Origin of the sequence: Xanthomonas sp. 3793, from assembly GCF_024806835.1 — a bacterium.
GTDB lineage: Bacteria > Pseudomonadota > Gammaproteobacteria > Xanthomonadales > Xanthomonadaceae > Xanthomonas > Xanthomonas arboricola_F.
Window position 1 is genome coordinate 639,691 of the sequence record NZ_JANTYU010000003.1, and the last position, 13,202, is coordinate 652,892.

9 protein-coding genes and 1 pseudogene are annotated in these 13,202 nt (G+C 66.7%); 7 read left to right on the forward strand and 3 right to left on the reverse strand.

Annotated features, from left to right (window positions below):
• The first annotated feature begins 522 nt into the window (after positions 1 to 522).
• From FHY18_RS13115 to FHY18_RS13140, 6 genes are all read left to right on the forward strand, one after another.
• A complete protein-coding gene (locus FHY18_RS13115; protein WP_259155839.1) occupies positions 523 to 4,110 on the forward strand; it encodes a lamin tail domain-containing protein in 3,588 nt (1,195 codons plus the stop codon).
• A gap of 177 nt (positions 4,111 to 4,287) precedes the next feature.
• Positions 4,288 to 5,376 (forward strand): pyruvate dehydrogenase (acetyl-transferring) E1 component subunit alpha, encoded by a 1,089-nt coding sequence (gene pdhA / locus FHY18_RS13120; protein ID WP_259155841.1) that lies wholly within the window; start codon positions 4,288 to 4,290, stop codon positions 5,374 to 5,376.
• The gene (locus tag FHY18_RS13125; RefSeq protein WP_259155845.1) at positions 5,369 to 6,439 is read left to right on the forward strand and encodes an alpha-ketoacid dehydrogenase subunit beta; all 1,071 of its coding nucleotides are present in this window, start codon (positions 5,369 to 5,371) and stop codon (positions 6,437 to 6,439) included. The genes pdhA and FHY18_RS13125 overlap by 8 nt, the downstream gene beginning before the upstream one ends.
• A 1-nt stretch (position 6,440) precedes the next feature.
• A complete protein-coding gene (locus tag FHY18_RS13130) occupies positions 6,441 to 6,824 on the forward strand; it encodes an SH3 domain-containing protein (protein ID WP_259155847.1) in 384 nt (127 codons plus the stop codon).
• On the forward strand, positions 6,821 to 8,416 hold the full coding sequence (locus tag FHY18_RS13135) for a dihydrolipoamide acetyltransferase family protein (RefSeq protein WP_259155852.1): 1,596 nt from the start codon (positions 6,821 to 6,823) through the stop codon (positions 8,414 to 8,416). Before FHY18_RS13130 ends, FHY18_RS13135 begins: the two co-directional genes overlap by 4 nt.
• 881 nt (positions 8,417 to 9,297) lie before the next feature.
• On the forward strand, positions 9,298 to 10,587 hold the full coding sequence (locus FHY18_RS13140; protein ID WP_259155853.1) for a DEAD/DEAH box helicase: 1,290 nt from the start codon (positions 9,298 to 9,300) through the stop codon (positions 10,585 to 10,587).
• A gap of 308 nt (positions 10,588 to 10,895) precedes the next feature.
• On the opposite strand, the gene FHY18_RS13145 is transcribed toward FHY18_RS13140, so the two are convergent.
• Together FHY18_RS13145 and FHY18_RS13150 are read right to left on the reverse strand one after the other, a co-directional pair.
• The gene (locus tag FHY18_RS13145; RefSeq protein ID WP_115045272.1) at positions 10,896 to 11,228 is read right to left on the reverse strand and encodes a DUF6172 family protein; all 333 of its coding nucleotides are present in this window, start codon (positions 11,226 to 11,228) and stop codon (positions 10,896 to 10,898) included.
• Between the two features lie 395 nt (positions 11,229 to 11,623).
• Positions 11,624 to 12,028, reverse strand: a complete 405-nt coding sequence (locus tag FHY18_RS13150) for a helix-turn-helix domain-containing protein (protein ID WP_259155854.1) — start codon at positions 12,026 to 12,028, stop codon at positions 11,624 to 11,626.
• Positions 12,029 to 12,158: 130 nt separating this feature from the next.
• Here FHY18_RS13150 and FHY18_RS13155 point away from each other — a divergent pair, with 130 nt between their 5' ends.
• Complete coding sequence (locus FHY18_RS13155; RefSeq protein ID WP_259155855.1) at positions 12,159 to 12,914, forward strand: SDR family oxidoreductase; 756 nt, start codon at positions 12,159 to 12,161, stop codon at positions 12,912 to 12,914.
• 161 nt (positions 12,915 to 13,075) lie between these two features.
• Here the strand turns inward: FHY18_RS13155 and FHY18_RS13160 are convergent.
• Positions 13,076 to 13,168 (reverse strand): annotated as a pseudogene (locus tag FHY18_RS13160) (short-chain dehydrogenase/reductase); the annotation flags it as partial.
• Positions 13,169 to 13,202: the final 34 nt, after the last annotated feature.

The window sequence follows — 13,202 nt, forward strand, 5'->3', positions numbered from 1 at the left end:
GGGGATTGGGGATTGGGGAATCGGGAATCGGGAATTGGGAATTGGGAATTGGGAATTGGGAATTGGGAATGGGAGGCGGAGGCGGGAGGCGGAGGCGGAGATCGAATGTCTGGCTGCCGAGAGCGGCGCTGGAGCTGGGTCTCCGCAACGCCATCTCCAGTGTTTGCCGTAGCGTCCTGCCGTGCAGACATGTCGGCTGACTGGCGCAGTTCGGGACTTGCCTGGTGGCTGCAGCGCGGTCACCCGGGTATGCCGCTGCATCGCGCCGTTGCCGCAGCGCTCGGTTGGCTCGGTGGCCTGTTTGCTCGGATGACCTCGTTATGCCGTGGCGTACGCGACCAGTACTTCACTCTTGAAAAAACCCACCGCTTTCGGCTGGGCAGTCGCAGCCGCTGCGCCGGTGTCACCGTATCGTCAACCAAGGTCTGCAAATTCATGCAGAATCGAACGGCGCTGCCGGCCAGGGACGTGGCCGGACCAGGGGAGCGTTTCACGTCTCAAGGATCAGGGGACTCTCATCTCATGCATGTGTTGCAGCGTCGTGCAGCCGTATTTCTCTGTGCGCTGGCAGTTGCCGGCCACGCCAATGCCCAGGTCGTCATCAGCCAGGTCTACGGCGGTGGCGGCAATAGCGGCGCCACCCTCCGCAGCGATTTCATCGAGCTGCACAACATCGGCAGCACCACGGTCAGCCTGGACGGCTGGTCGGTGCAGTACGCCTCGGCCGCCGGCAGCAGCTGGCAGGTCACCCCGTTGGCGGGCAACGTGCCGGCCGGTGGTTACTACCTGGTCAAGCAGGCCGATGGCAGCGGCGGCAGCGTTGCGCTGCCCACGCCCGACGCCACCGGCACCACCGCCATGAGCGGGACCGCCGGCAAGGTGGCGCTGAGCAGCACTGCGGCCGCGCTGAGCGGCGCCTGCCCCACCGGCAATGCCGACCTGGTCGGCTACGGCAGCAATGCCAGCTGTGCCGAAGGCAACGCGCCCACGCCGGCCCCCAGCAATACGCTGGCAGTGCTGCGCGGCGGCGATGGCTGCACCGACACCGACAACAACGCGGCCGATTTCGCCACCGGCGCGCCGGCTCCGCACAACGCCGCCAGCCCCGCACGCCTGTGCAGCGGCGGCGGACAGCCGATCGCCACGCTGGCCGATGTCAGCCAGGCCGAAGGCAACAGCGGCAGCCGCAGCTTCGTGTTCACGCTGAGCCTGAGCCAGCCGGCCGGCGCGGGCGGGGTGCGCTTCACCGCTGCCACCGCCAATGGCACCGCGGTAGCGGGCAGCGACTACGTGGCCTTGCCGGCAACCAGCGTGCAGATTGCCGCTGGCGAGCGCAGTGCCACCATCGCGGTGGAGGTGCTGGGCGATACCACGCCCGAGCCCGACGAGACCTTCGCGCTGCAGATCAGCGGCCTCACCGGCGCGCTGCCGGCCACGCTGAGCGCCACCGGCACCATCGTCAACGACGACTTCCAGCTGCTGCCGATCCACGCCATCCAGGGCAAGGGTGCACGCTCGCCGCTGGAAGGTCAGGTGGTCGCCACCTCGGGCATCGTCACCGCTCGCCGCAGCGCCGGCTTCTTCCTGCAGGCACCCACTGCCGAAACCGATGCGGACCCTGCCACCTCCGAAGGCGTCTACGTCTACACCGGCAGCGCACCGCCGGACGCAGCTGCCATCGGCAACCGGGTGCGCGTGCAGGGCACGGTGATCGAATACGTGCCCACCGCCGACCCGACCCAGCCGCCGCTGACCGAGATCGGCGGCACCTTGACCGTGCTGCTGGATTCGACCGGCAACCCGTTGCCCGATCCGATGCTGCTGAGTCCGGTGTTCCCCAACCCGAACGGTGCCTACGACCAGCTCGAAGCGCTGGAAGGCATGCGCGTCACCGCTCCGAGCCTCACCGTCAATGCGCCCACCGGTGGCAACGTCAACGAGGTCAACGCCACAGCAACCAGCAATGGCGTGTTCCATGCCGTGGTCACCGGGGTACCGCGTGCCTTTCGCGAGCCCGGCGTGCAGTTGCCCGACCCGCTGCCGGCCGGCTCCCCTGCCGGTGTGCCGCGCTGGAATACCAACCCGGAAGTGATCGCCGTCGGCAGTGCCGGCGTGGGTGCCGAGCGGCTGGATCTGGCATCGGGTTGTGTGGTGATCGGTGCCACCGGCCCGTTGGATTACAGCTTCCGCCGTTACACGCTGTACCCGGAACGCACCCCGCAGGTCTACTGCAACGGTGCCGACCTGCCGCGCCCGGCGCCGCGGCCGCAGGCCGACGATGTGGCCGTGGCCACCTACAACATGGAGCGCTTCTTCGACGACCAGAACGACCCGGCGATCGGCGAACCGGTACTTACGCCGGCCGCGTTCCAGGCCCGCCTCAACAAGGCCTCGCAGGCGATCCGCGGCTACCTGCATCTACCCGACATCCTGGGCACGGTGGAAGTGGAAAACCTCAGCGTGCTGCAGACCCTGGCCGCGCGCATCAATGCCGATGCAGTGGCCGGCGGGCAGCCCAATCCGCAGTACGTGGCCTATCTGCAGGAAGGCAACGACGTCGGCGGCATCGACGTCGGCTTCCTGGTCAAGACCGCCGAGGTGGCCAGCCGTGTGCCGCGCGTGGAAGTGGTGTCCATCGCCCAGGAAGGCAAGACCACCACCTGGACAGAACCGGGCGGCGGCGTCAGCCTGCTCAACGACCGCCCGCCGCTGGTGCTCACTGCCAACGTGCATCAGGCCGATGGCCGCGTGCTGCCGCTGACTGCCATCGTGGTGCATCAGCGCTCGCTCAACGGCGCCGAGACCGACGACGCGGCCGGCACCCGCATCCGCGCCAAGCGCCAGGCCCAGGCCGAGTATCTGGCGCGCCTGCTGCAGACGCGTCAGCAATTGAACCCTGACGAAAACGTGCTGGTGATGGGCGACTTCAACGCCTTCGAGTTCAACGACGGCTACGTGGATGCGATTGGCACCGTCACTGGCAAACCGGCGCCGGATGCGCAGACCGTGGTGGGCGGCGACGGCGTGGATCTGGTCGAGCCGGACTACACCGATCTGACCTGGTTCAACACGCCCGATCAGAGCTACTCGTACGCCTTCGACGGCAACGTGCAGTCGCTGGATCACATCCTGGCCAACGCTGCGCTGATGCGCGCACCCAACATCGCCTCGCTTTCGGTGGGCCATGCCCGCATCAATGCCGACTTCCCCGGCGCCGCGCGCAACGATGCCAACACGCCCACGCGCTTGTCCGATCACGATCCCACCGTGGTGCTGTTGCGCATGACCAAGCAGGTGAACGCGGACTTGCAGGTGGCTGTCACCGCCGCGCGCGACCAGGTGGTCGAAGGCGAACGCATCGACTACACCGTGGATGTAGAGAACCGAGGGCCGGACCGCGCGCCGTTCACCGCGCTGGCGTTGGTGTTCGACCTGCCGGCACGGGCGCGTCTGACTGCCCCGACGGGCTGGATCTGCCAGAACCAGACCAATGCCACGCAGACCACGTTTACCTGCAATATCCCGGTGCTTGCGGCAGGATCTGCGCAGAGTTTTGCAGTGCAACTGGATGCCGGCCCGGACCTGGCCGGACGCACCCTGACCCTGGCCGCTTCGGTGGCCTCGCAGTCGCCCGACCCGCAGCCGGACAACAACACCGACACCGCGGCCGTCGTGGTGCAGGCACGGCCGCAGCCGCGCAGCGACCTGGCGGTGCGGTTCGAAGGCCCCGCCAGCCTGCCGACCACCGCGTTCAACGCCAGCTACCGCGTGCTGCTGGACAACGTCGGGGCCGCGCCGGCACAGCGTCCCGGCCTGGTGATCGAAGGCAATACAGTGTCTGCGTTGTCGCAGTTGGTGCCGCCGCAGGGCTGGCGCTGCGACAAGCAGGTGCAATCGCTGCGTAATGCCCGCTTCTTGTGCAGCAGTGCGGCCGTCGTGCTGCCAGGCGCGCAGCTGGCGTTCCAGCTGACCGTGGCAGCCAAGCCCATCCCGTCCGATGGTGCGATCCGCGTGCAGGCCAGGGCCACATCGGCCTCACCGGATGCGAACCCGGCCAACGATTCGGCGCTGATCGTCACCCCGATCGGAGGCGGTGCCGGGCGCCGCTGATCGCAGTGCACCACGTCGCAGTTTCTTACTGCGACAAAGGGCGCGGCCTGGTCCGCGCCCTTTTTTTTGTGCAACCCAGCATCATTGTGTGCTGCGGTGCAGGACAGCGTTTTGCTTCGCCGTCCTTAACATGGCAACTCATATCATTTGAAACTTCTTGATGAAGGTGTCGCCGCAATGAGCGTAGCCGCGCAGTTCCAGATCGACTATCTGCAGTACATGGACGCGGACGGCAACTTCGTCCGCGACGACCTGCCGGCCGACGCCGCCAACCCGCAAACCCTGCTTGCCCTGTTCAAGCGCATGCTGTTCGTGCGCACCTTCGACAGCAAGTCGGTGGCCCTGCAGCGCACCGGCAAGCTGGGCACCTACGCCGCCTGCCTGGGCCATGAGGCCACGCATGTGGGCATCGGTGCGTCGATGCGCAGCGGCGACGTGTTCGCGCCCAGCTACCGCGAGTACGGCACCATGTTCGAACGCGGCGTGCGTCCGCGCGACGTGCTGCTGTATTGGGGCGGCGACGAGCGCGGCAGCGATTATCCCCGCGATGCCGATGCGGCCATCGACTTCCCGATCTGCGTGCCGATCTCCACCCAGTGCCTGCATGCGGCCGGCTCGGCGCTGTCGTTCAAGCTGCAGAACAAGCCGCAGGTGGCGGTGGCCTGCTGCGGCGATGGCGGCAGTTCCAAGACCGACTTCTATGCCGCGCTCAATTCGGCCGGCGCCTACAAGCTGCCGCTGATCCTGTGCGTGATCAACAACGGCTGGGCGATTTCGGTGCCGCGCTCGGCGCAGACCGGTGCGCAGACGCTGGCGCAGAAGGGTTTGGCCGGCGGCCTGCATTGCCTGCAGGTGGACGGCAACGACCTGATCGCGGTGCTCGAAGCGATGCGTCAGGCGCGCGAGCGTGCGCTGGCTGGCGACGGCGGCACGGTGATCGAGTTCATGACCTATCGCCTCACCGACCACACCACCGCCGACGATGCGCGCCGCTATCGCGGCGAAGACGAGGTCAAGCAGGCATGGACGCGCGAACCGCTGCTGCGGCTGAGGACTCATCTCACCGCGCAAGGTCTGTGGGACCAGGAGCAGGAAGACGCGTGGAAGGCCGAGTGCGGCGCGCGTATCGACGAAGAGGTCAACGCCTATCTCAATACCCCGGTGCAGCCGGTGGAAGCCATGTTCGATTACCTCTACGGCGACCCGCCGGCCCAGTTGCTGGCCCAGCGCGCCGAAGTGATGGCCCTGGAGGCGCGTCATGGATGAGCTCAAGCATTTGCACGCGGAAACCTCGCACCACGCCAGTGCCCCCTACAACGCCGCTGCCGCGCGCGGAGACAGTGCCATGAGTTCGCCCATCACCTTGATCGAAGCCATCACCCAGGCACTGGCCTGGGAGCTGGAACACGACCCCGCGGTGCTGGTGTTGGGCGAGGATGTCGGCGTCAACGGCGGCGTGTTCCGCGCCACCGCCGGCCTGCAGCAGCGCTTCGGCAGCAAGCGCGTGCTGGACACGCCGCTGGATGAAACCACCATCGCCGGCCTGAGCGTCGGCCTGGCTGCGCAGGGCATGAAGCCGGTGGCCGAAGCGCAGTTCGACGGCTTCGTGTACCCCATGGTCGATCACCTGATCTGCCACGCCGCACGCCTGCGCAACCGCACCCGCGGGCGCCTGCATTGCCCGATGGTGCTGCGCGTGCCGTGGGGCGGCGGTATCCGCGCACCGGAACACCACAGCGAAGCCAATGAGGCCATCTTCACCAACGTGCCCGGCCTGCGTGTGGTGTTGCCGTCCTCGCCGCAGCGCGCGTATGGCCTGTTGCTGGCCGCGATCCGCGACCCGGACCCGGTGATCTACATGGAGCCCAAGCGCATCTACCGCCAGTACAAGGAAGTGGTCGCCAACGATGGCGAAGCGCTGCCGCTGGACGTGTGCTTCGTGCTGCGCGACGGCACCGACGTCACCCTGGTCACCTGGGGCGCACAGGTCAAGGAAGCGCTGGAAGCGGCCGACAAACTCGCCGGCGAGGGCATCAGCGCCGAAGTCATCGACGTGGCTACGCTGCGCCCGCTGGACTTCGACACCATCGCCGAGTCGGTGGCCAAGACCGGCCGCTGCGTGATCGTGCAGGAAGCCCCGCGCACTGCTGGCTTCGGTGCCGAGATCGCCGCGCAGCTGGCGGAAAAATCGATGTACGACCTGCTCGCACCGGTCGAACGCGTCACCGGTTACGACACGCATATCCCGCTGTTCCGGCTGGAGATGAAATATCTGCCGAGCGTGGAGCGCATTGTCACCGCAGCGCGCCGCGCGGTGGCTGCGGGCTGACATGCGCGCCCGTCTGCTTTGCGAACATCGCGCCGCCTACGCCAACCCGGTCCGCTTTCAGGCGGGCCGGCAGGTGAGCGTGGGCGTACGCGATGAAGAATGGCCCGCGTTTGCCTGGGTCACTACCGACGACGGCCGTGCCGGCTGGGCGCCGCTGGCCTGGCTGCGCCCGCTCGGCGACGGCATGGCCGAAGCGCTGCGCGACTACGACGCACGCGAACTCGATGCCCGCCAGGGCGAGGACGTGTTGCTGCATCACGAACATGGCGGTTGGTGGTGGTCCGAGCGTGCCGATGGCGCGCAGGGCTGGCTGCCGGCAGCCGACCTGGAACTCCTCGACGACACCACGCCGCAGTTGCCTGCGGTGCAAGAGAATCTGCCATGAGCGAAGCTAAGAATTTTCATTTGCCCGACCTGGGCGAAGGCCTGCCCGATGCCACCATCGTCGAGTGGTTCGTCAAGGAAGGCGACAGCGTGCGCCTGGACGACCCGCTGGTCTCCATGGAGACCGCCAAGGCGGTGGTCGAGGTGCCGTCGCCGTTCTCAGGCACCGTGGTCAAGCTGGCCGGTGCAGCCGGCGATGTGATCGTGACCGGCTCCATGCTGGCGCAGTTCGCGCTGGACGCCTCGCAGCCGCAGCGCGCCGATGGCCAGAACACCGGGCATGGGCATGGGCACGGCGGCAACGCGCAGGCCGCAACCCCGAGTACCGGACAGAGCGCGGCTGGCCCCACCGAACGCGTGGTTGCCTCCGACAACGGTGGCGAAATCGCCGATGCCGACACAGACGCAAATGCAGCGTCCAATGCCGCAGGCGAGCGCGATGACGCCGGCACCGTGGTGGGTGCGATGCAGAGCTCCAACACCGTGCAGAGCGAACAGGCCATTGCGGTCGGCGGTGTCCGCGCCATGCCGGTCGTGCGCGCGCTCGCACGCAAGTTACGCGTGGACCTGGCCCAGGTACGCGCCACCGGCGCGGACGGCACGGTGACGCTGGCCGATGTAAAGCAGGCCGCAGCTGCGGGCACCGCGCAGCCCTCACCCGGCGCGCGTGGCGCGCCGACCTCTCCCGCAAGCGGGAGAGGTGGTCCGTTCAATGATCCCGCAAGCGGGAGAACTGATCCATTCGCCGATCCGGCAAGCGGGAGAGGTGGTCCGTTCGCTGAAGGTGACAGAGCCAACGGGATCGCTGACCACGGCAGGGATCGAGCGGGAACGGCGACCCTTCTCCCGCCTGCGGGAGAAGGTGCCCGCAGGGCGGATGAGGGCACCACTGCCCGCTCGCCGCTGTCGGCCAGCGGCAAGCCGATGCGCACCCAATCGCCCGGCACCAACGTCAAGGGCCAGCCCGAACAGCTCAAGGGCGTGCGTCGCAACATGGCGCGGGTCATGGCCGATGCGCATAGCAAGGTGGTGCCGACCACGCTCAACGACGATGCCGACCTGCACGCCTGGCAACCCGGCAACGATGTCACCGTGCGTCTGGTGCGCGCCATTGTGCGTGCGTGCCAGGCCGTGCCCGCGCTCAACGCCTGGTTCGACGGCGATGCGCTCAGCCGCACCCTGCACAACCAGGTCGATATCGGCATTGCGGTGGATACCGAAGAAGGCCTGTTCGTGCCCGCGCTGCGGAATGCCGACATGCTGGACTCGCACGGCATCCGCGAGAGCGTCAACCGGCTGCGTCAGCAGGTGGAAAACCGCAGCATCGCCGCCTCGGAACTCAGCGGCTACACCATCTCGCTGTCCAACTTCGGCATGTTCGCCGGCCGTTACGCCACTCCGGTGGTGGTGCCGCCGTGCGTGGCCATCGTCGCCGCCGGCCGCGCGCGTTACCAGCTCACTCCGGTGATGGGCGGGGTGGAAACCCACAAGGTGATGCCGCTGTCGCTGACGTTCGATCACCGCGCCGCCACCGGCGGCGAAGCCGCACGCTTCCTGCGCGCACTGCTGGACGATCTGGCGCTGGCCAACTAACGCGCGGACAGCAGGACCATCGCGCCCACCGCCAGGTGGGCCCGGCCGGTCTTGAGGATCTCATCCGCACGCGACCGGGTCGGCGCTTGCAGTGCACGCGCTGCTTGGGAACCGTTGGCGGCAGGCCACCATGTCGCCCTCCATGGATAAAGTTGCGACGTGTGACACGATCGGTAAGTGCGCCGCTCGGTAAGGGCACCGCGCAGTCGACCCACCGTTTTTTTGTTTCAAGCATCTGACCGCGGCGGAATAACGCCTTGGTTGAAGTATTGGTCGCTTTGCGTTGTGCCCCGATGAGGCTTGAACACTGCGGGTGGATCAGTTGCAGAGCAGCCGATCTGCGGGTTTTCTGTAGGCCCCCTGCCCGCCCACCATCGCGGGACACGCTGCAAGTACGTCCTTGTAAGCTCTTACGCGGCATCCATGCCGCGTAAGGTCCCGCGACGGTGAGCGGGCAAGGACCTGTCGAGATGGTCGGTGTACGGGTGCAAGCAATGCATGACGTGCACTGTTTGGATCACGGGGCGTTCGCTCGACCTTCCACCATTTTCCATTGCAAGCCAGGCGACAGACCGACCTCCAACACGTAACCTGCAAACGTCTCGTCTGCCACGCAAGCCGAGCACGCTTTCAGGAAAGCAGCCGACCAACTGTCTGGTGCGGTGGCCTCGCCGCTTGCGGGACCGTGTGGCGGCATGGATGCCGCCACCGAGCCCCCAGGGATGGGTTCACGGCGTGTCCCGCAAGCGGTGAGGACACCGCGCACTCGACGCTGCGAGTTTGCTGCAGGGCCCTTGCCCGCCCACCGACGCAGTACCCAGCGGCAACCCAGCATGACGTCCCACCGACCATTGCAGTGCAAATGCCTGGATAATCGGTCCATGTCATTTGCCCATCTCTCGCTGTCGCCACAGCTGCAGCCATTTTTCGACACGGCGCTGGCACGCGCCGGTCACCGCACGCCCACACCGATCCAGCAGCAGGCAATTCCGGCCATGCTGCAGGGGCGCGATCTGATTGCGATGGCGCAGACCGGCTCGGGCAAGACGCTGGCCTACGTACTGCCGTTGCTGCAGCAACGCTGCCTGGCGCCGGATGCTGCCCCGCGCGTGCTCGGTGCGCTGGTGTTGGTGCCCACGCGCGAACTCGCCGCGCAGGTCGAAGACAGCCTGCGCCAGCTGGCCGCGCATCTGCCGCGGCGGCTCAAGATCGTTGCGACCACCGGCGGCAGTTCGATCAATCCGCAGTTGCTTGCCCTGCGCGGTGGTGCCGATATCGTGGTCGCCACGCCCGGCCGCTTGCTGGATCTGGTGGATCACAATGCGCTGCGCCTGGGCGAAGTCGCCACGCTGGTGCTGGACGAGGCCGACCGCCTGCTCGAACTGGGCTTCGGCGCCGAGCTCGATCGCATCCTGGCCCTGCTGCCGGCGCAACGGCAGAGCGTGCTGTTTTCGGCCACGTTTCCGCCCAGCATCGCCTCGCTGGCCAAGCGTCGCCTGCGCGACCCGCTACGCATCACTGTTGCCGCCACGCCAGAGGCTGCGCCAGCGATCGAGCAACGCGCGATCGCCGTCGATGCCGGCCAGCGCACGCAGCTGTTGCGCCACCTGCTGCAGGAACACGGCTGGTTGCATGTGCTGGTGTTCGTCGCCAGCCGGCACACCGCCGACAAGGTCGCCGAAAAACTCACCAAGACCGGCATCAACGCGCAACCGCTGCATGGCGAGCTGAGCCAGGGCCGCCGCGAGCGTACGTTGTACGCCTTCAAGCAGCGCGAGCTGCAGGTACTGGTTGCCACCGATCTTGCCGGGCGCGGCATCGATATCGACGCGCTGCCGGCGGTGGTCAATTACGACGTGCCGCGCTCGACGGTGGACTACACCCACCGCATCGGCCGCACCGCACGCGCAGGTGCAAGCGGCCTTGCGATCAGCTTCATCACCGCAGAGAGCCAGCCGCAATGGCGTTTGATCGAAAAACGCCAGGGCCTGCGCATACCGATCAGCGTTGTCGCCGGTTTCGAGCCGACCCCGGTGGCAGCGACGCCTGCGCCGCAAACGCCGAACAACGGCACGCGCGTTCCGGACGACAACGGCGGCATCAAGGGCAGGCGGCCGAGCAAGAAGGACAAATTGCGTGCGGCGGCGTCACAGGCAGGCAAGCGGGACTGAGCGTGGTCAATCACGCGTCACGCGCTGTCGGCGCGCGGATCTGGAGGGAGCAGGAGCCACGCTTGAACATGCGGCACATGCGCAGGCCGGACAGCGTCAGCATGCGTCGATGCCGGTCTTGCGCACTCTTGGCACGTTGCGGCTGCGCAGATGACGGACATCGACTGCCGATGCCTGCCGCGTGCACACCATGCGATCTGATTTAGATCCGCTTAGGCCACCCGCGGTGACGGCAAGGCGCATTGCCGAAGACGGCCATGCAAGGGTGCGAACGTAGCGGCAATCCACTGCCACGCCGGTGCAGCGCCTCAGTCCTGCTCGAAATCCAGCTCGCCGCCCGGGGCGCTGTCGCCATCGGCACGCGGGGTACGCTTGCCGGGCTTGCGCAGGATTTCCACGAAGAACTGCTCGCCACCTTCACTGGTGAGCGCATTGATCGCCCGGATCAGCTCGGCCGGCGGCAGCGGCGCGGCACTGGCCTCGTCCACCCCGAAGCGCATGTCGAAGTCCCAGTAGTCCGCGCCCTCGGGCAGGTCCTTGCGGCGCTCGCGACGGATGTACTTGCGGATATCGTTCTTGCTGGCTTCCAGCAGACGGTCGCGGTTCTTGCCTTCGAGGTTGAGCTGGTAGGTCTTGCGCATGGGGACATCGGTTGGGAACTGGCCGCCTATTGTGGGGCCATGCGGCCAATCTGGGTGAATCATCGGCCGTTGGCACGGACCGAGCAGGCGCCGGCGGGTGCATGCGCTCGATGGCGTGGTCGCCTTCGTGCCGGGGGAGCACACCGGTTCCGGCACGCCGATCGTGCATCGCTTCGAGCTCGCTGCGATCAGCGCAACGCAGCGCCGGCGTGGTGCATATCGCGCGCGCTTGCCCTTGCCGCCGCCTTGGCCGCCGAGGTGCCTGCCCATGAGCGATCCGCCGTCTCCCTCGACGCGCCGACCCGATTCGCTCCCGGCCGATGCCAGGCAGCGCCACGTGCGAGCCTCTGCCACGTCAACTCGGTATGGCGCACGTGTGCATCAGCCGCAGTCCCTCACTCCACAGTTGCCATTGCTGGCGCCAGCGCTTGCGTGCCCGCCACGAACGCCTGCTCGGCCGCAATCACTTCATCGGCATGGTCCTGGCACCAGTGCAGCAGCGCCATCAGCGGCGCTTCCAGAGTGTCGCCCAACTGCGTGCGCCGGTATTGCACGGCCACCGGGGACGAGGAAATCACTTCCCTGCTGATCAAGCCGATCCGCTCCAGCCGCCGCAGCGCTTCGGTCAACGATTTGTGCGTCACCCCGTCCAGTTGCCGTTTGATCTGATTGAAGCGCGTCGGCCCGTTGCACAGCACCGTCATGATCATGACCGACCACTTGTTGGCGATCGGCTCCAGCACGGTGCGGATATCCGAGATGCGATAGAGGTCGCAGGGCGCAGTGGTTTCCTCGGCCATATCTAGTTACCTCAAGGTGCGTAATTGAAACTAAGTATAGGATGGATATCATCTCGCCGGTACTGAAAACCGATTGGACGCGGTATCGCTGCGTCCAATCCCGCATCGACAACCAGCGAAGAGACTGTCCATGTCAACGAATGAGCTCCACGGCAAAGTGGCCCTGATTACCGGCGCCTCCAGCGGCATCGGTAACGCAACGGCCAAGAAACTCGCAGCGGCAGGAATGAAGGTGGGCCTTGCCGCCCGTCGCATCGACCGGCTGCAGGCATTGAAGTCAGACATCGAGCAGGCGGGCGGCCAGGCCGTGGTGCTGGAAATGGATGTCGCCAGCAAGGACTCGGTCGCTGCCGGCGTCGCAACGCTGATCGCCGCTTATGGCGCCATCGATGTGCTGGTCAACAACGCCGGCATCATGCCGCTGTCCAGCATCGATGACTTCCATACCGACGAATGGGACCAGATGATCGATGTCAATGTGAAAGGCGTGCTCAACGTGGCCGCCGCGGTGCTGCCGCAGATGATCAAGCAGCACTCCGGCCACGTCTTCAATACGTCCTCGATCGCTGGGCGCAAGGTGTTTGGCCAGGGATTTGCGGTGTACTCGGCAAGCAAGTTTGCAGTGACCGCATTCACCGAAGGCCTGCGCATGGAAGTCGGCAAGAAGCACAACATCCGCGTCACCAGCATTCAACCCGGCATCGTCGCAACCGAACTTCCGGCACAGACCACCAGCGCGGAATATCAGGCAATGATGGCCGGTTATGCCGGCACGGTGCGGATGCTGGATCCGATGGATATTGCCGACACCATCCTGTTCGCTGCGCAGGCACCGGCGAACGTCAACATTGCCGAAGTGTATGTGGTGCCCACCGACCAGGTGTAACGGGTACCCGACCACTCCATGCAGCCTGCCCCCCGGCGGCGTAGGGCACGCGTTGCTTTGGAGCCGCAGACAACACCACTGTGCGCACCGCCACGCGGGCGTGGTCGATGCTCGGAATCGGCATGCAGCATGCGCATTGACCAGTCGCCGCACGTGGATGCGGTGGTGGCCACGTCCTGCGGTTCCGGCGCGTTGTCGATGTAGCCGGTGACCGCACGGCTGGCCACCCCACGTTCGCGGTCATACTCGGCAAGCACTACACGCCTGGGGCGGCGGCATCGCTGCCGC